Consider the following 19,815-nt stretch of genomic DNA (forward strand, 5'->3'; position numbering starts at 1 on the left):
TACCAGAGCCATCCGTAACCCCATAAGCGCCACAGCGGTTATGCTCACAGCTCAATTGAGCGACGGGATGGCGCGTGACTGAACTGAATAACCTCTGGTTGACGGAAACCATTCGCCTGCGTGAAGAGCACGCAGGCCCCCTGGATGATCTGGAAGCCAACCGACTGGCCCGCAGCGCCGGTGGTGACCTGCCGACACGAATTCAACGCCGCGCGTTGTGGCTCGCCGAGCGCGACGGACTGACCAACGCCCTCCAGCATTGGCTTCAAGGCGCGCGTCTGGCGCTGATTGTGATGGCGGTGCTGGCCATTGTCAGCGGCGCCGGCCTGGCGTTTGCCGCAATGGGCGACGGTCAGACTCCAGTCAATGTGTTCTGGGCCTTGGGCAGTCTGCTCGGGCTGAACCTGATTCTTCTGCTGAGCTGGGCGCTGGGCCTGGTGTTTGCCGGTGAACATGGCGCAACGCTGGGACGCTTGTGGTTATGGCTCAGCGAAAAACTCGCTCGCGATGCCAAAGCCGCGCAACTGGCCCCGGCCCTGCTGCTCTTGCTGCAACGACAGAAACTCAATCGCTGGGCGCTCGGCGTGCTGGTCAACGGTTTGTGGTTGCTGGCGATGCTCAGCGGGCTGGTGATGCTGTTGATGCTGATGGCGACCCGGCGTTACGGCTTCGTCTGGGAAACCACGCTCCTGGGCGGCGACACTTTCGTCGCCATGACCCAGGCCCTCGGCGCCCTGCCGGCCCTGCTGGGTTTCAACGTTCCGACCGTGGAAATGATCCGCGCCAGCGGCGATGCCGCGCTGAACATCGAAAGCGCCCGTCAGGCCTGGGCAACATGGCTGGTCGGCGTGCTGGTGGTCTACGGTGTGTTGCCGCGACTGTTGCTGGCGCTGTTCTGCCTGTGGCGCTGGAAAACCGGGCAAGCGGCATTGCATCTGGATTTGAACCTGCCCGGTTACGCCCAACTGCGTGAACGGCTGATGCCCACCAGTGAACGCCTTGGCATCAGCGACGCGGCGCCAGAGCAACTGCACCGAATCGAAAACGGTGTCAGCGATCTGCCAAGCGATGGCGCGTTGTTGGTCGCCATCGAGCTGGACGATCAACGTCCATGGCCGCCGCAATTACCGAAAACCGTGGGCAACGCCGGGATTCTCGACAGTCGCGAATCGCGCAACAAACTCCTCGAACAACTGAGCCGCTTTCCCCCTGCCCGTCTGGCCATCGCTTGCGATCCGCGACGTTCACCGGACCGCGGCAGTCTGGCACTGATCGCCGAACTGGCGCGCAACGCCAGCGCCACCCGCGTCTGGTTGCTGCAAGCTCCACCGGGCGAAGCGCTGGATGCCGAAAGGCTGGGTGACTGGCACGTGGCGCTGCAACAGCTGGACCTGCCGTTCGCCGATTGCGCGCCGTTGAACTGGCTGGAGAGCGGTCATGACTAACCCCTGGAAAGCGCCCTTGAAGCTCGCGGTAGTCGGCCACACCAACGTCGGCAAAACCTCATTACTGAGAACGCTGACCCGGGATGTCGGCTTTGGTGAAGTCTCTCATCGCCCCAGCACCACTCGACACGTCGAGGGCGCGCGGTTGTCGGTAGACGGCGAGCCGTTGCTCGATCTCTTCGACACGCCGGGCCTGGAAGACGCCATCGCCCTGCTCGACTACCTCGAACGTCTGGAACGACCGGGTGAACGCCTCGACGGTCCGGCGCGTCTGGCGCGTTTCCTTGAGGGCAGCGAAGCCCGGCAGCGTTTCGAACAGGAAGCCAAGGTGCTGCGGCAACTGCTGACCTGCGACGCCGGTCTCTACGTGATCGACGCCCGGGAACCGGTGCTGGCCAAGTACCGCGACGAACTGGAAGTGTTGGCCAGCTGCGGAAAACCGCTGCTGCCGGTGCTGAACTTTGTCAGCAGCGCCAACCACCGCGAGCCGGATTGGCGCGAAGCGTTGGCACGTCTGGGCTTGCACGCCTTGGTGCGTTTCGACAGCGTCGCACCACCGGAGGACGGCGAACGTCGACTGTATGAAAGCCTCGCGCTGCTGCTGGAAAACGCCCGCCCGCAACTGGAACGCTTGATCGCCGATCAGCAAGCCCAACGCCAGGCCCGGCAACAGAGTGCGGCACGGCTGATTGCTGAATTATTGATCGACTGCGCCGCGTGCCGACGCAGCGTGGTCAGCGAAGCCGAGCAAGAACAGCAGGCCATCAGTGAATTGCGCACAGCGGTTCGACAACGGGAACAACGCTGCGTCGAAGCGTTGCTCAAGCTGTACGCCTTTCGTCCACAGGATGCGGCGGCCAGTGATCTGCCACTGCTCGATGGCCGCTGGGGTGACGACCTGTTCAACCCGGAAACACTGAAGCAACTGGGCGTTCGGGTCGGTGGTGGCATCGCGGCCGGCGCGGCAGCCGGGGCCGGGGTCGATCTGCTGGTGGGCGGGCTGACCCTTGGCGCAGCGGCATTGGCCGGGGCGATTGCCGGTGGCGCGCTGCAAACGGCCCGCAGTTATGGCAGCCGCCTGCTGGGCAAGATCAAAGGCCAGCGAGAGCTGACCGTCGATGACGGCGTGCTGCGGCTCTTGGCGTTGCGTCAGCGGCAACTGCTGCACGCGCTCAATGCGCGTGGGCATGCAGCGATGGACAGCATTCAAGTGGCCACGCCCCAGGACAAAACCTGGCGCGAAGGCAAATTGCCCGAGGCGCTGAACAAGGCTCGGGCGCATCCGCAGTGGTCGTCGCTTAATCCGCATCCGAAGTTGAGCCAGGCGGAAAGGCAAGAGCAAGTTGAGGTGTTGGCCGGCAAGGTGGGGGAGCTTTAATCCGGCAGCATACTGCGCTGACTTGTAGCAGCTGCCGAGCCTGCGAGGCTGCGTTCGGCTGCGCAGCAGTCGTAAAATCAGCCAACTCATTCGGTCAGGCAAACCGCATACACAGGATTTGCGAGGACTTCGGTCGAACGCGACCCCGGCTCGAACGCAGCCTCGCAGGCTCGGCAGCTGCTACAGGTCCCGGTCGATCTTCAAAAAGCTCTGCGTCAACGACCGGACACGATTGCGATCCGTGCGATTCGCCCGCCCGTCGTTGTCCACATCAGAACTCAATATCAGCTCGAAAACCCCATCGTTATCAAGATCGCGAGCCGCTGCCTTGTAGGCAATCGTCAGCCCTTCATGAAAATGCAGGCGTACCGTTTCAGGCGTGCCGTCAGCGGATGGATTCTGCGAGAAGATTCGCAAGTGACGGTCCTCACCCTCCCCGCTGTTGTACCAAGCGCATTTCAAATACGTTTTGCTGAAAGACTTGAGCCGTTGTCGATCCGCCTCCGTCGCCTTGCGCTGCAACTGATCATCTTCATAGAACTCAAAATGAACGGTATCTGCCACACCCTGACCGCTTCGATCCTGTGCAATCACTTTTAAATAACGCATCCGTGCGCTTCCTTGGGAAAAGCCCAGACTGGCCCAATACCGCAAGGCAATCCATCCACCGTTTCCCTATTGCCTGTGAGACAACTCAACGCGCCTCGCCGGACAAGACCTTCGCGGCCTTGCGCTTCAACACCTCAAGATCAATCACCGGCACCGCCATTTCCTTGGCCTGCTCATCCCACTGCCGCATTCGCAAACTCACCGCACACAATGGGTCCTGTTCGAAAGCTTCAGCCTCTTCAGTGGTCATCACTCCGCCCTGGTATTCCAGAGTGCGGCGACTGGCTTCACTCAAGCGTTCGTAGTACCCAGGCTCTTTGAGTGTCAGATAACGCTTGGCCTGAACGTGGTATTCCACAAGCCGCGCCATGCGCTCGCTGAAACCTGCGCGGCGTAAATAATCCGCGCCCAACCGCTCGTGACTGACCACGCCGAAGCCGCCCATGTTCTCGGCGCTCTCGGCGCAGATATGCCCGATGTCGTGGAAGAACGCGGCCAGCACCACTTCGTCATCGAAGCCCTCGGCCATGGCCAGTTCCGCCGCCTGTGACATGTGCTCGATCTGCGACACCGGTTCGCCGATGTAATCGCTGTCGCCAAAGCGCTCGTACAGACCGAACACCTCGGCGATCACTTGCTCATTGCGGCCCATCAACGCTCTCCCAACAACGTCGCTACGTTACGTTCAGCCATCGCCGGCCCGACGCTCATGCCGACACCCGTGTGCATCAGTGCCACGCTCACGCCCGGCATCGGACGCAGAAACGAGAACGGCCGCGGTCCCCGTGAACCATAGACACCCTGCCAGCGTTCGACCACTTGCACCTTGCAACCCAACGTCTGCTCGGCCAGCTCAATCATCCAGTTGTCCACTTGCTCGGCATTGAACGGCGACGGGTCGCTGCCGTAATGGTGGGAGTCGCCGATGATCAACTCACCATAAGGCGTCGGACTGATCAGCAGGTGAATGCCGTTTTCATGCAGGTGCGGTTCCTCTCGCAGGATTTGCGCCTGCACCGCCGCCGCTTCCGGCAGATCGGCGAAGGCGCCGTAGTGCACGCAACTCAAACCGGTGAGCAACGCGTGTTGCAGGTTGAGGTTGATTTGCGGTCGAGCGCGGAGCATTTGCAGGCGGCAGATTTGCGGGTTGAGCTCGGCGATTGGCTCGGCCAGCAACGTCTGATAATCGTGGCCGGAACAAACGATGATCTGCTCGGCGCTGAAGGATCCGGCGGTGCTGTGCAAGCGGCCGGGCTCGATGTCGCGCACCAGGGTGGAGAAGTGAAACTCGACGCCGAGTTCGCGGTGCAGGTAGTCGATCAGCGCTGGAATCGCTTCACGGGAATACAGTTGCTGATCGTCCATCCCGTGTAACGCCGCGCGATGATGGCTGAACTGACCGCCGTACAAATCGTGCAATGCAGCGCCGCGCAACAGGTCTACGCGGTAACCGTGCTCCACGGCGCGACCGGCGCAGAAGGCTTCCAGTAGATGTTCTTCGGCTTCGGTGCGGGCAAACAGGTACGAGCCGTTGCGCTTGAGTTGCAGGCCGGCGAGTTGCGCCCATTGGCCCCATATTTCGCGGCTTGCCTTGGCCAGTTCGAGCATCGGGCCCGGTGGTTGGCCGGTGACCAGTGCCTGGCCGAAATTGCGTACCGAGGCGCCTAAGGGCGTTTCGCTGCGTTCGAAAACGGTGACTTTCAGACCGCGCTTGGCGGCGGCGTAGGCGTGGGACAGACCGAGGATGCCGGCGCCGACGATCAGCATGTCGTTGTGTTGTGTCATGGGGTTTTGTCCTGAGCTCTGTGGCGAGGGGATTTATCCCCTCACCAAAGGTTGTGCATTGTTTACTTGGCAACCACTTTCTCGGACTTGCCGTCATAGCGCTTGCGCCACTCGGTCAGGATTTCGTCGCGATTCTTCGAGGCCCAGGCGAAGTCGTTCTTGATCAAACGCTGCTCATAATCCGCCGGCAACTCGGTCTGCGGCTTGGCAATACCTGGCTGCGCGAGCACCGCAAAGTTCTCTTTATAAAGCTCCATCGCTGCCGGGCTTGCCGAGAAGTCGGCCAGTTTCTTCGCCGCGTCTTCATGCGGTGTGCCCTTGATCACGGCGGTGGCTTCGATCTCCCAGCCCAGGCCTTCTTTCGGCAGGATGATGTCCAGCGGCGCGCCTTGGCGCTTCAACTGAACGGCCGGGTATTCAAAGGAAATACCGATCGGGAATTCACCCGCCGCCGCCAGTTTGCAAGGCTTGGAACCGGAGTGAACGTACTGGCCGATGTTCTGGTGCAGACCGTCCATGTACGCCCAGCCCTGCTTCTCGCCGAAGGTTTGCAGCCAGGCGCTGACGTCGAGGAAACCGGTGCCGGACGAGGCCGGGTTGGGCATGACGATCTTGCCTTTGTACTCAGGCTTGGTCAGGTCCTGCCAGCTCACGGGTTTGCTCAAACCCTGCTTTTCGGCTTCGACAGTGTTGAAGCAAATGGTCGCCGCCCACACGTCCATGCCGACCCAGGCCGGTGGGTTGGCAGCGTCGCGGTAGTTGCCGCCGATCTTGCCCAGGTCCTTCGGCGCGTAGCTTTGCAGCATGCCTTGCTGATCGAGGATCGCCAGGCTCGAAGCGGCCAGGCCCCACACCGCATCAGCCTGCGGGCGGGCTTTTTCGGCCAGCAGCTTGGCGGTGATGATGCCGGTGGAGTCGCGCACCCACTTGATCTCGACGTCCGGATTGGCCTTTTCGAAGGCCTCTTTATAGGTCTTCAGTTGTTCGGCTTCGAGGGCGGTATACACCGTCAACTCGGTTTTCGCCGCGAAGGCGTTCAGGCTGAAAGCGGTGAGGACAGCAGCGGCCAGGGCCAGGGGCTTGAACATGATCTTTTCCTGTTTGAGTTGAGGGTGTGAGTCAGTTGCCGGGCGCGGTCTGCCGCCAGGCCTGGGAGCGGCGCAGCAAACCGCGCGAAGCCCAGGCCAGCAGCAGGGACACGCCCGCCGAGGTGAACAGAATCAAAGTCGACATCGCCGCCGCGCCGCCGACATTGCCGGCGTCATCCATATTCAGCACCGCCACCGCCGCGAGGATGGTGTCGGGGCTGTAGAGGAAGATCGCCGCCGAGACCGTGGTCATGGCCGAGACGAACAGGTAGCGCACGATGTCCAGCAGCGCCGGCAGGCAGATCGGCACGGTGACGCGCAGGTAATGCCGATAGAGCGGCGCCTTGAGCGAGAGCGCGGCGGCTTCGAACTCGGCGTCGAGTTGGCGCAGCGCCGTGGTCGCGGTCATTTGCGCGGTGGTCAAATAGTGAGCAATGGTGCAGACCACCAGCAGGGTCATGGTCCCGTAGAGCACATGCAACGGGTTGCCGGTGAGGTTGAAGAAGAAGACATAACCCAGGCCCAGCACCAGACCCGGCACCGCCATCGGTACGAAACTGAGCATGCGCAGGATCAGATTCAGTCCGCGCTGGCCCTTGGTTTTTTCCATCAGGTAGGCGCCGGTGAAGATCAGCACGCTGCCGATCAATGCCGTACACAGCGCCATCTTCACGCTGTTGCCATAGGCCAGCCAGCCACCGCCCGCGGTGTCGTTGAACTGGTAATGATTGAGCGACAGCGACAGGTTGTACGGCCAGAACTTCACCAGCGACGAGTACACCGCCATGCCGAACACCAGCAGCAACACCGCGCAGATCAGTAGCACGATCGCTAGGTAGCAGCCGTCCCGCAGTTTCGACGGCGCCGGTTGAAAGACCTGCGCCCGACCGCTCATGGAATCGCCGTGTCGCCGACGCAGCCAGGCGTCGACACCGAAGCTGAACAGCGCCGGCAACAGCAGGACCATGCCGATCAACGCGCCGCGACCGAACTGTTGTTGGCCGACCACGGCTTTATAGGCTTCCAGCGCCAGCACCTGATAATCGCCACCGACCACCACGGGCACGCCGAAGTCGGTGATGGTCAGGGTGAACACCAGACAGAACGCCGCGAACACAGCCTGACGGGTTGCCGGCCAAGTGATGCTGCGAAAGGCTTTCGCCGGACTGGCGCCCATGCTCGACGCAGCATCGAACAATCGCGCATCCGCCAGGGACAGCGCCGACAGCAGAATCATCAGCGCGTGTGGGAAGGTGTAGATGACCTCGCCCAGAACAATGCCCCAGAAGCCGTAGATGTTGTCCGAGAGCAAACCGCGCAGCATGCCTTGGTTGCCGAACAGATAGACCAGCGCAATGCCTGGCAACATCGACGGCGCCATCAGCGGCAACAACGACATGCCGCGCCAGATGCCTTTGCCCGGTATCAACGTGCGTTGCAGGGCGTAAGCAAACAGGTACGCCAGCGGTACGACAATCGCCGCCACGCTGAGGGACACTTTCAGGCTATTGCCGAGCAACCAGTGGAAATTGGCACTGGTCACCAATTCACGGGCAGCCACCAGACCGCCGCCCTGCCCGGCTTCCGAACTGAAACCGCGCCAGAAGATCGCCAGCAACGGCATCAGTACCGCAACGCCGAGCAACACCAGCAAAAGGACTTTGCCGCCGACCACGAATACCCGGTCGCCGATCTCGGCACGGGAGGTCTGCCGAACCTGCTTGTGCGGTATCGGCAGCGCGAGGTTCGCGCTCATCAGGCAAACACCTGCAGGCTGCGCGGCGGCAAGGCGACCATGATTTGCTGCGCGCCGAGGCGTGGCATGGCTTCCGGCGCCAGTTCCGCGAGCAATGCGTGGCCCGGCAGTTGATCGAGTTCGAAACTCATGCGGCAGCGGTTGCCGAGGAAGGTGATTTCGCGAACCTTGGCCGGGAACAGGTTTTCTTCATGCACCGGCGGGTTGACGTTGATGGCTTCCGGGCGGCAGAACAAACGGCCCGACGCGGTTTTGGCGCTGCCTTCGGCAAGGCGCATGTTCATCCCGCCAACTTGCGCATGGCTGTCGCTGCTGCGCTGGAATGGCAGCCAGTTACCCTGGCCGACGAACTCCGCCACAAACGGTGTGGCCGGGCGGTTGTAGATTTCCTGCGGTGTGGCGTACTGCTCGACCTTGCCGTTGTTCATCACGGCGATGCGGTCGGCCATCAGCATGGCCTCGTCCTGATTGTGGGTGACCATCAGGGTGGTGACGCCGAGGTTGCGCTGCAGTTGGCGCAGTTCGGTGCACAGATGCTCGCGGACTCGGGCGTCGAGGGCCGACATCGGTTCGTCCAGCAACAACAAGGAAGGCGCCGGCGCCAGGGCCCGAGCCAGTGCGACACGTTGCTGTTGGCCGCCGGACAATTGGCCGGGGTACTTTTTCTCACTGCCGATCAGGCCGACCAGCTCCAGCATCTGACCGACACGCTTGCGCACTTCATCGCGACCACTGCCGGCGAGGCCGTAGGCGATGTTCGCTTCGACGGTGAGATTGGGGAACAGCGCGTAGGACTGAAACAGAATGCCGTAGTCCCGAGCCTGGGGCGCAAGGTGGGAAACGTCGCGATCGCCGAGGTACAACTCGCCGCTGTCCTGCTTCTCAAGACCGGCGATGCAGCGCAGCAAGGTGGTTTTGCCACAGCCCGACGGACCGAGCAGACACACCAGCTCACCAGCCGCCACGTCGAGGGAAACGTTATCCAGCGCGGTGAAGGCGCCAAAGCGTTTCTGCACGCCGCGCACTTTCATCGGGGCGCCGGGGTTGGTCAGGGCAGTTGCGATCGAGTGGTTCATGGACAGGCCTCATCAAGCAGATGAAGGCCATCCTAGGTTTGTAATGCGTCCGTCATGTGGCAGTGAGGCAAAAACGGCTGATAGTGGTATTCGAGGATTTGGGTTGGGTAGAACGAGCGATGAGTAACCTGTGGCGAGGGAGCTTGCTCCCGCTGGGCTGCGAAGCGGCCCCAAAAAATGAGCCTGCTGCGCAGTCCAGCGGGAGCAAGCTCCCTCGCCACAGGGATCTACGCGGGGGCCATTTCCTGCGCCAGGCCGAGAAACGCCGCCGGCAGCCGCGCGCCTTTGCGTTCCTTGAGGCAATACAAATACTCAGGAATCTGCGGCGAATTCTCGATGGTCAGTACGCGCAGTTGCGGATCATGCGGCACTTCCTGCCGGGCAATGATGCTGATGCCGATGTTGCGCAACACCGCCTCACGGATCGACTCACGGCTGCCAATCTCCAGCAGCGGCCCGAAACTCACCCCGGCGCTGGCCAGCAATTCCTCGGTCAGGCGTCGAGTGGTCGAACCCGATTCGCGCATCAATAACGTATGCCCGGCCAACGCACTGAGCGGCACATGGTCGTGGACCGCCAGCGGATGATTGCGATGCACCGCCAGCACCAGCGGATCGCTGCCGAGCACCCGGCGAATCAGCCGTGCATCGTCGAGTAATTGCGACGACGCCGCGACATCCACCCGGTAATCCTCCAGCGCTTCAAGCACCTGCTGGGAGTTGCCGATCTCCACCGACACCTCCACCTGCGGCAAGCGCTCGCGAAAGGTCTTCACTAGATCGAGGATGTAATACGGCGCGGTCGCAGCGATGCGCAACGTGCCCTGGACCTGACCGCTGTTGCGCAGGAAAAACTCGATGTCGGCTTCCTGCTGCAACAGCGCCTTGACCATCGGCAGCAACCGCGCGCCTTCATCGCTGACGCTGAGGCGGCGGCCGCCACGGTAGAACAGCTCAACCGAGTACTGGCTTTCCAGATTGCGAATCTGCGTGGTCACCGTGGGTTGGCTCAGACCGAGCTTTTTCGCCGCCAGGGTAATGCTGCCCAGGCGGGCAACCATGTAAAACGCCTTCAGCTCGGCACTCAGCACACCCTTCCCTCATCGCTTATTTGCGCAACAGGCGCAAACCGTTGAACACCACCAACAGGCTCACACCCATGTCGGCGAACACCGCCATCCACATGGTGGCGATCCCGGCGAAGGTTACCCCAAGAAAGATCGCTTTGATGACCAATGCCAGGGCGATGTTCTGTTTGAGGATGTTTGAGGTTTGCCGTGACAGCCGGATGAAGGTCGGGATCTTGCGCAGATCGTCGTCCATCAGGGCGACATCGGCGGTCTCGATGGCGGTATCCGTGCCCGCCGCCGCCATGGCAAAACCGATCTCGGCTCGCGCCAGCGCCGGAGCGTCGTTGATGCCGTCGCCGACCATGCCGACGTTATGGCCCTGTGCATAAAGGGCTTCGATGGCTTGCAGCTTGTCGGTCGGCAGCAGATCGCCCTTGGCCTCGTCGATGCCGACTTGCGCGGCAATCGCCTGAGCGGTGTGGACGTTGTCGCCGGTGAGTATCAGGGTTTTGATGCCCAGGTCGTGCAGTTGCTGGATTGCTTCGCGGCTGGACTCTTTCACGGTGTCGGCCACTGCGAACAGCGCCAATGGGCCGGATTTGTCGAGCAGCAGCACCACGGACTTGCCCTGTTTCTCCAACGCGAACAGCTTTTCTTCCAGTTCGGGCGAGCACAGGTTCAGGTCTTCCACCAAACGGTGATTACCCAAGTGGTAAACCTGACCATTGATTTCGCCGCGTACACCACGACCGGCCAGCGCCTCGAAGTTATCCACAATCAGCGGTGCGAGTTGTTTATCCACAGCCGCGTTGGCGATGGCCAAGGACACCGGGTGATCCGAACGACCGGCCAACGCCGCCGCAATCGCCAGAGTTGATGCGTCAGCGGTTGGATCAAGCGACAGGTAATCGGTCTGCACCGGTTTGCCGTGCGTGATCGTGCCGGTCTTGTCTAGCGCCAGGTAATCGAGCTTGTAACCGCCCTCCAGATAGACGCCGCCCTTCACCAGAATGCCTTTGCGCGCCGCCGCCGCGAGGCCGCTGACGATGGTCACTGGCGTAGAAATCACCAGCGCACATGGGCACGCAACCACCAGCAACACCAACGCCCGGTAGATCCAGTCGAACCATACGGCGCCCATGAACAGTGGCGGAATCACAGCAACGGCGAGCGCCAGAATGAACACCGCCGGGGTGTAGATTTTCGAGAAGCTGTCGACGAAACGCTGGGTCGGTGCCCGTGCGCCCTGGGCTTGTTCCACGGCGTGGATGATTCGCGCCAGGGTCGAGTTGTTGGCCGCTGCGGTTACCGAGTACTCCAGGGAACCGGCCTGGTTGATGGTGCCGGCGAAGACTTTATCGCCGAGGGTCTTCTCCACCGGCAGGCTTTCACCGGTGATCGGCGCCTGATCGATGGTCGAACTGCCCGCCACCACTTCACCGTCCAGACCAATCCGCTCACCGGGACGCACCCGCACTCGCGCACCCAACTCAATGGATTTGACAGGCTGCAAGACCCAACTGCCGTCGGCCTGCTGCACCGTGGCTTGCTCCGGGGTCATCTGCATCAAGCCGCCAATGGCGTTGCGCGCCCGGTCCAGAGACTTGGCCTCAATCAACTCGGCCACGGTGAACAAGAACATCACCATCGCTGCTTCCGGCCACTGACCGATCAGGATCGCGCCAGTCACCGCGATGCTCATCAGCGCGTTGATGTTCAGGTTGAGGTTTTTAAGTGCGATCCAGCCCTTTTTATAGGTGCCGAGGCCGCCGCTGAGGATCGAGATCAACGCAATGACCGCCACCACCCAGTTCGGCGCAGCGTTGGTGAAGTGGATCACTTCGGCGGTCAATGCACCAACACCCGACAGCGCCAAGGGCCACCAGGGCTTTTTCTCGGGGGCCGGCGCTGGCGGCTCGACGCCCTGCTCCAGCGGCTCGGCCTGCATGCCGAGAGATTTGATCGCGTCGATGATCGGTGCAGTGCTCGGCAAGTCATGGGTGACGCCCAGCACGCGGTTGATCAGGTTGAATTCCAGTTGCTGCACGCCCACGAGCTTGCCGAGTTTGTTCTCGATCAGCGTCTGCTCGGTCGGACAGTCCATGGCGTCGATGCGGAAAATGCTCAGTCGCGCGCCAGCAGTCGGCGTTTCGCTGAATTTGATCAGCGACGGTGCCGCCACTTTGGACGAACAGCAGGAATCCCCGTGACCACCATGGTCATGCTTCTGCACAGGCTGCAGCTTGTGGCTGTGCTCGTGCTCATCCTCGGGTTTGTGCGTGTGAAGGGAATCGCTCATTGGGTCGCGTCCGGAAAGGTGCCTGTTGCCAAGTAAAGACCCTGTAGCCACTATAGGGTCAAGCACCCATTTGGAGATTGCCGTCATGAAAATCGGAGAACTGGCCAAACTCACCGACTGCGCCGTGGAAACCATCCGCTACTACGAGCGCGAAAACCTGCTGCCGGAGCCGGCCCGCAGCGACGGCAACTACCGCGTCTACACCCAGGCTCATGCTGAGCGCCTGACCTTCATCCGTAATTGCCGCACCCTCGACATGACCCTGGAAGAAATCCGCAGCCTGCTGGCCCTGCGCGACAGTCCGCAGGATCAATGTGAAAGCGTGAATGCGTTGATCGACGAACACATTCATCACGTCAAAGCGCGGATCGATGGGTTACTGGCGTTGCAGACACAACTGCTCGACCTGCGCCAACGTTGTGGCGAAGGGCCGGAGATTGATCAGTGCGGGATTTTGCAGCGGCTTGAAGTGAGCGGCGGGGTTGTGGCGACGGAGGTTGAGCATTCCCATGTCGGGAGAAGTCATGGGCATTGAGGGCCTCTTCGCGGGCAAGCCTCGCTCCTACAGTTGATCGTATTCCCCTGTAGGAGCGAGGCTTGCCCGCGAACACCGCGCAGCGGTGCCTGAATCAGACAGCCATCGGCGCGGTCATTGGGGCGTGATGCTCGTAGCCTTCCAGCGAAAAATCGCTCGGCTCGATCAACTCCAGCCACTCCGGCTGATACACACCCGTCTTGGCAAACTCCGGCACACGATCACTAATCACCAGTTTCGGCATCGGGAACGGCTCGCGCTTGAGCTGTTCGTTCAGCATGTCCAAGTGGTTTTCGTAGACGTGGGCATCACCGATGAAATAGGTGAACCAGCGCGGCGTGTAACCGGTCAGGCGACCGATCAGGCTCAGCAGCGCGGCGCCTTCGGTGAGGTTGAACGGCGTGCCCAGGCCTAGGTCATTCGAACGGATGTAGAGGGTCAGGGAGATTTCCTTCGTCTCGACGTTCGGGTGGAACTGGTACAGCAGATGGCACGGCGGCAAAGCCATTTCATCGAGCTGGGCGACGTTCCAGCCGTGGAACAGGATGCGGCGGCTGCCCGGGTCTTTGATGATGGTGTCGACGCACTGGCGGATCTGGTCGATCGCCTTGTACAGCACCACGTAAGCCTGACCGTCTTCTTCGCCTTCGGCGATCTGGCGATAACCTTGACTCAGGGTCTGCTCGATGGCGGCCTGGTTGCTGACCGGGATCTGCTTGTACGCTGGCCATTTGCGCCATTGCACGCCGTAGATCTCGCCGAGGTCGTCTTCGCCCTGACGGAACGGGTTGGCCAGCCACTGGGCGTTTTCGTTGGCGTTCTGATCCCAGACTTTGCAGCCCAGTGCACGGAATTCGGCGGCGTTGTTCACTCCGCGCAGAAAACCACACATCTCGCCGATGGCCGATTTGAAGGCCATCTTGCGCGTGGTGATCGCCGGGAAACCTTCCTTCAGGTCATAACGCAGCATCGCGCCAGGGAAGCTGATGGTGTTCACGCCAGTGCGGTTGGCTTGCTTGGTGCCGTTCTTGATGACGTGGGCGACCAGTTCGAGATATTGCTTCATGAGTTACCTGTGTCCTTGAACCCGGGACCAAAGCCCCGGGGTTCGAATTTATACGGCCGCCGCTGGAGCCGCCGGTGCACGGTGATACGCCAGCCAGATCAGGTACAGACCGCCGACGATCATCGGTACGCACAGTACCTGACCCATGGTCAGCCAGTTCCAGGCCAGATAGCCCAGTTGCGCGTCCGGTACGCGGACGAATTCGACGATGAAACGGAAGATGCCATAGAACAGCGCGAACATCCCGGACACCGCCATGGTCGGCCGCGTCTTGCGCGAGAACAACCAGAGAATGGCGAACAGCGCGACGCCTTCGAGGGCGAACTGATACAGCTGCGACGGGTGACGCGCCAGTTGCGCGGGATCGGTCGGGAAGACCATCGCCCACGGCACATCGGTGGCCTTGCCCCACAACTCGGCGTTGATGAAGTTACCGATACGTCCGGCGCCCAGACCGATCGGTACCATCGGCGCGACGAAATCCATCAGCTGGAAGAACGACTTGCCGTTCTTTTTACCGAACCACAACGCGGCCAGCATCACGCCGATGAACCCGCCGTGGAACGACATGCCGCCCTTCCACACTTCAAAGATCAACAGCGGGTTGGCGAGGTAAGCGCTCAGATCGTAGAACAGCACATAGCCTAACCGGCCGCCGACAATGACCCCCATCGACATCCAGAACACCATGTCGGAGAGTTTCTCTTTACTCCAGGTGGGGTCGAAGCGGTTCAACCGACGCGACGCCAGCAGCCAGGCGCCGCCGATGCCGATCAGGTACATCAAGCCGTACCAGTGGATTTTCAGCGGACCGATGGCCAATGCCACCGGGTCGATCTGCGGGTAAGGCAGCATTGCGACTCCTCGTTAGAGTTGAAACTTTCAAAATTCCCGGGCGACGCTGTCACGCCAGGATTAAGTCAGGATTGCGCTGCGTCAGAGCAGGAAATTCAGGCCCACGCAGAACAGCAAAGCGGCGAACAGTCTTTTCAGCAACTTCGGCGACAGGCTGTGGGCCAGTCGTGCGCCGAGGCGAGCGAAGAACATGCTGGTCAGGGCGATCCCCAGCAGCGCCGGTAAATAAACAAAACCGAGACTATGGGCCGGCAGCAATGGATCGTGCCAGCCCAGAATCATGAAAAATAATGCACTGGACAAGGCAATCGGCAGACCGCAGGCGGATGAAGTCGCCACCGCTTGCTGCATCGGTACGCTGCGCCAGGTCAGGAACGGCACCGTCAGCGAGCCGCCGCCAATCCCGAAAATCGCCGAGGCCCAGCCAATCACACTGCCGGCCACGGTCAGACCGACTTTACCCGGCACCGTTCGGCTGGCCTTGGGTTTGAAATCCAGCGCCAATTGCGCAGCGATGACCAGCGCGAAGACGCCAATGATTTTCTGCAAGTTGGGCCCGGAGATCGCCTCAGCCGTCAGCGCGCCGAAACCGGCGCCGATGAGAATACCGAGGGTCATCCAGGCAAAAATCGGCCAACGCACGGCATCGCGACGGTGATGTTCGCGGATCGCATTGACCGAGGTAAATATGATCGTCGCCAGGGACGTGCCGACCGCCAGGTGCGTGAGGATCGACGGATCGAACCCTTGCAGCTTGAAACTGTAAACCAGCACCGGAACGATAATGATCCCGCCGCCAACCCCGAACAGCCCGGCCAGCACACCTGCACAGGCGCCGAGCGCCAGATAGAGCAGAAATTCCATGCGCATCCCCAAATGAGAGCGGCATGGTAACGGATGCATAGCCTCAAGCTCCACTGGATGGCGATGGATACCCACTCGATGACTGAGTAGAGTGGGCAGAAAACACACAAGGACTGCCTTATGTGCCTGATTGTTTTCGCTTGGCGACCGGGTCACGCCCAGCCGCTGATCGTGGCGGCCAACCGCGACGAATTCTATGCCCGGCCCAGCCTGCCCCTGGCGCAATGGCCCGAAGCACCGCACGTGCATGCCGGTCGCGATCTGGAGGCCGGGGGCACCTGGCTCGGTGTCGGCGCCAATGGACGCTTCGCCGCGCTGACCAATATCCGCGATCCGCATCAGCCTCCATCGCGCAAATCGCGAGGTGAACTGGTGGCGGGTTTTCTTTTAGGCAACATGTCGATTGATGATTACTTAAGCGACGTTGTCGGACGTTCGCTGGAATATGCCGGATTTAACCTACTGGTCGGCAATACCAACGAATTGTGGCACTTCAATGCCCGGGAGACTGAGGCAGTGATGCTGCCTCCGGGGGTTTATGGGTTGTCGAACGCCGGGCTGGATACGCCGTGGCCGAAACTGCTCAAGGCGCGGGCAGCGCTGGAGGAAGTGCTGGACGATCCGCAACCCCAGGCTTTATTGGCGCTGCTGAATGATCCGCAGACGGCGCCATTTGCCGAACTGCCGGATACCGGGGTCGGGTTGGCCACCGAGACGTTGCTATCGAGTGTGTTTATTGCCAGTCCGACTTATGGGACGCGAGCGAGTACGGCGTTGATTGTTCAGGCGGATGGGACGCGATGGATGGTGGAGCGGAGTTTTGGGCCGTATGGCGGGCATTTGGGGGAGGTTGAGGTGCGGGTTTAACTATGCGGGGTGTCAGATGGAACCACCCCTCACCCTAACCCTCTCCCCAAGGGGGCGAGGGAACTGACCGAGGTGTTTTTTCGAGCTACATCGACCTGAGATATCGAGTCGAACTCAGGTTTTGAAAAGCTTGAATATCTGCTCCCTTTCCCCCTCTCCCCCTTGGGGCGGTCCGACGTTTCGGGAGGGTTGGGGTGAGGGGTCGATTTTAGAGTCGCCGCAGGCTTAGAGGGTCTTGGCCGAAGCCGGATTAATCATCCGCGCCAACCCAAGGTTCTTCAGCGCCAATTGCAGCGAGCTGTGGATAACTTGCGGGTTGTCGATGGTCATCAGCTCGGCGAGCAATTCCTTGGCCTTGCTCAGGTTGATCTGACGCAGCATCCACTTCACTTTCGGCAAGTTGGTGGCGTTCATCGACAGGCTGTCGAAGCCCATCGCCATCAACAGCACCGCCGCCGCCGGATCGCCAGCCATCTCACCGCAGATACTTACTGGCTTGCCTTCGGCATGGGCGTCCCGCACCACGCTCTGAAGGGCTTGCAGCACCGCAGGGTGCAGGTAGTCGTAGAGGTCGGCTACCCGCGGGTTGTTTCGATCCACGGCCAGCAGGTACTGGGTCAGGTCGTTGGAGCCGACCGACAGGAAGTCCACTTGCCGCGCCAGTTCCTTGGTCTGATAAACCGCTGCCGGAATTTCGATCATCACGCCGATCGGCGGCATAGGCACGTCGCAACCTTCGTCGCGGACTTCGCCCCAGGCCCGGTGAATCAGGTGCAGGGCTTCTTCCAGCTCGTGGGTGCCGGAGATCATCGGCAGCAGAATCCGCAGGTTGTTCAAGCCTTCGCTGGCCTTGAGCATGGCGCGGGTCTGGACCAGGAAAATTTCCGGGTGGTCGAGCGTAACGCGAATGCCGCGCCAGCCGAGGAACGGGTTGTCTTCCTTGATCGGGAAGTACGACAGCGATTTGTCGCCACCGATGTCCAGGCTGCGCATGGTCACTGGTTGCGGGTGGAACGCGGCGAGCTGCTCGCGATAAATCGCCAGTTGCTCTTTTTCACTCGGGAAGCGCTGGTTGATCATGAACGGCACTTCGGTGCGATACAGACCGACGCCTTCAGCGCCACGCTTCTGCGCCCGCGCCACGTCCGCCAGCAGGCCGGTGTTGACCCACAGCGGCATGCGGTGACCATCGAGGGTCACGCACGGCAAGTCCCGCAGAGCATCCAGCCCGAGGGCCAGTTGCTTCTCTTCCTCGACCACTTCGGCGAACTGCTTGCGCAACACTTCGCTGGGGTTGGTGTAGACCTCGCCGTGGTAGCCGTCGACGATCATCTGGATGCCGTCGACCTTGGAATACGGCAAGTCGACCAGGCCCATCACCGTCGGGATACCCATGGCGCGCGCCAGGATCGCCACGTGGGAGTTGCCGGAACCGAGTACCGAGACCAGACCGACCAGCTTACCTTCCGGCACCTCGCCGAGCATTGCCGGCGTCAGTTCTTCGCTGATCAGGATGGTGTTGTCGGGGTAGACCAGGGTCTGCTGACGCTCTTCCTGCAGATAAGCCAGCAAGCGTCGGCCGAGGTCTTTGACGTCCGACGCGCGCTCACGCAGGTAGGCGTCGTCCATCAATTCAAAACGGTTGACGTGTTCGGTGACCACCTGACGCAACGCGCCCTGGGCCCACTGACCGGTCTTGATCACGGTGGTGATTTCGCTGCCCAGAGAGGCATCGTCGAGCATCATCAGGTAGACATCGAACAGCGCGCGCTCTTCCGGGCGCAACTGGTTCGCCAGCTTGGCGGACAAGGCGCGCATGTCGGCCCGCACGCCTTCGATGGCGGTCTTGAACAGCCCGAGTTCGGCGGCGATGTCGGTGATGGTCTTGTCCGGCACCACGTCCAGATCGGCCGGCGGCAGCATGACTACCGCGGTACCGACCGCCGCACCCGGCGAACCCGGTACGCCGATGAACTTGGCTTCCTGGATGCCTTTGCCCTGACGACCCAGCCCCCGGATCGAACCGGTGGCTTCGGCGTGGGCGATAACGCCGGCGAGCTGCGCGCTCATGGTCACGAGGAAGGCTTCTTCACCTTCATCGAACTGGCGACGTTCTTTTTGCTGAATGACCAACACGCCGACGACGCGGCGGTGGTGAATGATCGGCGCCCCGAGGAATGAGGCGTAGCGCTCTTCACCGGTCTCGGCGAAGTAGCGGTAGCGCGGGTGATCCGCGGCGTTTTCGAGGTTCAGGGGTTCTTCACGCGTGCCGACCAGGCCAACCAGACCTTCGTTGGGTGCCATGCTGACTTTGCCGATCGAGCGCTTGTTCAAGCCCTCGGTGGCCATCAGCACGAAGCGGTTGGTTTCAGGGTCAAGCAGGTAGACCGAGCAGACCTGGCTGCCCATGGCCTCTTTGACGCGCAATACAATAATGCCCAACGCCGCCTTGAGATCCTTGGCGGAGTTAACTTCCTGGACGATCTTGCGCAGCGTATTGAGCATGGCTCGGGGTCGAACTCCGTCGTCAGTCGCGCGATAAAAGGCGCGGGGCAAGCTCTTTGAGAGCGCGTCGATACACCTCGCGCTTGAATGTCACCACCTGGCCCAACGGATACCAATAACTGACCCAGCGCCAGCCATCGAATTCCGGTTTACCGGTCAAATCCATCCGCACCCGTTGCTCGTTGGAGACCAGGCGCAGGAGAAACCATTTCTGTTTCTGGCCGATGCACAGCGGTTGGCTGTGCGTCCTGACCAGACGTTGCGGCAAACGATAGCGCAACCAGCCCCGGGTGCAGGCGAGAATTTCAACATCTTCGCGCTCAAGCCCCACTTCTTCGTTCAACTCGCGGTACAAGGCGTCTTCCGGCGTCTCCTGGGGGTTGATCCCGCCCTGTGGAAACTGCCAGGCATCTTGATTGATACGGCGAGCCCATAGCACCTGTCCGGCATCATTCGTGAGAATGATCCCGACATTGGGGCGGAAACCATCGGGGTCGATCACGGCAACAACCTCGCAAACGCATGTCGCCGCATTGTTCCACAAAGGTTGTGATAGCAGCAACGAGCCGGTCTACCTTATGTGCACTCTTGTGAAAAGTCCGTATTCTGGACGCCTT

At 61.2% G+C, this 19,815-nt stretch carries 17 protein-coding genes; 4 read left to right on the plus strand and 13 right to left on the minus strand.

Features of this window, described 5'->3' with window-relative positions:
• The first annotated feature begins 74 nt into the window (after positions 1-74).
• Both QF010_RS11705 and QF010_RS11710 read left to right on the plus strand, forming a co-directional pair.
• The gene (locus QF010_RS11705; protein WP_429533166.1) at positions 75-1,445 is read left to right on the plus strand and encodes a DUF2868 domain-containing protein; all 1,371 of its coding nucleotides are present in this window, start codon (positions 75-77) and stop codon (positions 1,443-1,445) included.
• Entirely contained in the window at positions 1,438-2,823 is a 1,386-nt protein-coding gene (locus QF010_RS11710; protein ID WP_429533167.1) for a GTPase/DUF3482 domain-containing protein, read from the plus strand. The genes QF010_RS11705 and QF010_RS11710 overlap by 8 nt, the downstream gene beginning before the upstream one ends.
• Before the next feature lie 180 nt (positions 2,824-3,003).
• On the opposite strand, the gene QF010_RS11715 is transcribed toward QF010_RS11710, so the two are convergent.
• From QF010_RS11715 to QF010_RS11750, 8 genes are all read right to left on the minus strand, one after another.
• The gene (locus tag QF010_RS11715) at positions 3,004-3,432 is read right to left on the minus strand and encodes a hypothetical protein (protein ID WP_429533168.1); all 429 of its coding nucleotides are present in this window, start codon (positions 3,430-3,432) and stop codon (positions 3,004-3,006) included.
• Between the two features lie 85 nt (positions 3,433-3,517).
• Positions 3,518-4,084 carry a phosphonate degradation HD-domain oxygenase gene (locus QF010_RS11720; protein WP_429533169.1) on the minus strand — a complete coding sequence of 189 codons (567 nt, stop codon included), beginning with the start codon at positions 4,082-4,084 and terminating at the stop codon, positions 3,518-3,520.
• A complete protein-coding gene (locus tag QF010_RS11725; protein ID WP_429511657.1) occupies positions 4,084-5,217 on the minus strand; it encodes a TIGR03364 family FAD-dependent oxidoreductase in 1,134 nt (377 codons plus the stop codon). Before QF010_RS11725 ends, QF010_RS11720 begins: the two co-directional genes overlap by 1 nt.
• Positions 5,218-5,279: 62 nt before the next feature.
• On the minus strand, positions 5,280-6,305 hold the full coding sequence (locus QF010_RS11730; protein WP_090178483.1) for a putative 2-aminoethylphosphonate ABC transporter substrate-binding protein: 1,026 nt from the start codon (positions 6,303-6,305) through the stop codon (positions 5,280-5,282).
• 31 nt (positions 6,306-6,336) lie between these two features.
• Positions 6,337-8,061, minus strand: a complete 1,725-nt coding sequence (locus tag QF010_RS11735; protein ID WP_429511656.1) for a putative 2-aminoethylphosphonate ABC transporter permease subunit — start codon at positions 8,059-8,061, stop codon at positions 6,337-6,339.
• A complete protein-coding gene (locus QF010_RS11740) occupies positions 8,061-9,137 on the minus strand; it encodes a putative 2-aminoethylphosphonate ABC transporter ATP-binding protein (protein WP_429511655.1) in 1,077 nt (358 codons plus the stop codon). Before QF010_RS11740 ends, QF010_RS11735 begins: the two co-directional genes overlap by 1 nt.
• A gap of 227 nt (positions 9,138-9,364) precedes the next feature.
• Positions 9,365-10,228 carry a LysR family transcriptional regulator gene (locus QF010_RS11745; RefSeq protein WP_429511654.1) on the minus strand — a complete coding sequence of 288 codons (864 nt, stop codon included), beginning with the start codon at positions 10,226-10,228 and terminating at the stop codon, positions 9,365-9,367.
• Between the two features lie 16 nt (positions 10,229-10,244).
• Positions 10,245-12,506: a heavy metal translocating P-type ATPase gene (locus tag QF010_RS11750; protein WP_429533170.1), complete on the minus strand. Its 2,262-nt coding sequence runs from the start codon at positions 12,504-12,506 to the stop codon at positions 10,245-10,247.
• 85 nt (positions 12,507-12,591) lie between these two features.
• Here QF010_RS11750 and cadR point away from each other — a divergent pair, with 85 nt between their 5' ends.
• Positions 12,592-13,041, plus strand: a complete 450-nt coding sequence (cadR, locus tag QF010_RS11755; RefSeq protein ID WP_027926516.1) for a Cd(II)/Pb(II)-responsive transcriptional regulator — start codon at positions 12,592-12,594, stop codon at positions 13,039-13,041.
• A 94-nt stretch (positions 13,042-13,135) separates the two neighbouring features.
• Here cadR and QF010_RS11760 read toward each other — a convergent pair whose 3' ends face one another.
• The 3 genes from QF010_RS11760 to QF010_RS11770 form a co-directional block, all read right to left on the minus strand.
• A complete protein-coding gene (locus QF010_RS11760; RefSeq protein ID WP_033060541.1) occupies positions 13,136-14,107 on the minus strand; it encodes a thymidylate synthase in 972 nt (323 codons plus the stop codon).
• A gap of 48 nt (positions 14,108-14,155) precedes the next feature.
• A complete protein-coding gene (gene lgt, locus QF010_RS11765; protein WP_429511652.1) occupies positions 14,156-14,962 on the minus strand; it encodes a prolipoprotein diacylglyceryl transferase in 807 nt (268 codons plus the stop codon).
• An 81-nt stretch (positions 14,963-15,043) separates the two neighbouring features.
• Positions 15,044-15,826 carry a sulfite exporter TauE/SafE family protein gene (locus QF010_RS11770; protein ID WP_429533171.1) on the minus strand — a complete coding sequence of 261 codons (783 nt, stop codon included), beginning with the start codon at positions 15,824-15,826 and terminating at the stop codon, positions 15,044-15,046.
• A 120-nt stretch (positions 15,827-15,946) separates the two neighbouring features.
• On the opposite strand from QF010_RS11770, the gene QF010_RS11775 reads away from it, so the two are divergent.
• Positions 15,947-16,693, plus strand: a complete 747-nt coding sequence (locus QF010_RS11775) for an NRDE family protein (RefSeq protein ID WP_033060545.1) — start codon at positions 15,947-15,949, stop codon at positions 16,691-16,693.
• A gap of 225 nt (positions 16,694-16,918) precedes the next feature.
• On the opposite strand, the gene ptsP is transcribed toward QF010_RS11775, so the two are convergent.
• The gene (ptsP, locus tag QF010_RS11780) at positions 16,919-19,198 is read right to left on the minus strand and encodes a phosphoenolpyruvate--protein phosphotransferase (protein WP_033060547.1); all 2,280 of its coding nucleotides are present in this window, start codon (positions 19,196-19,198) and stop codon (positions 16,919-16,921) included.
• A gap of 22 nt (positions 19,199-19,220) precedes the next feature.
• Positions 19,221-19,700 (minus strand): RNA pyrophosphohydrolase, encoded by a 480-nt coding sequence (locus QF010_RS11785; protein WP_008150514.1) that lies wholly within the window; start codon positions 19,698-19,700, stop codon positions 19,221-19,223.
• Positions 19,701-19,815: the final 115 nt, after the last annotated feature.

The organism is Pseudomonas silensiensis (genome assembly GCF_050434865.1).
GTDB classification, from domain to species: domain Bacteria; phylum Pseudomonadota; class Gammaproteobacteria; order Pseudomonadales; family Pseudomonadaceae; genus Aquipseudomonas; species Aquipseudomonas fluorescens_W.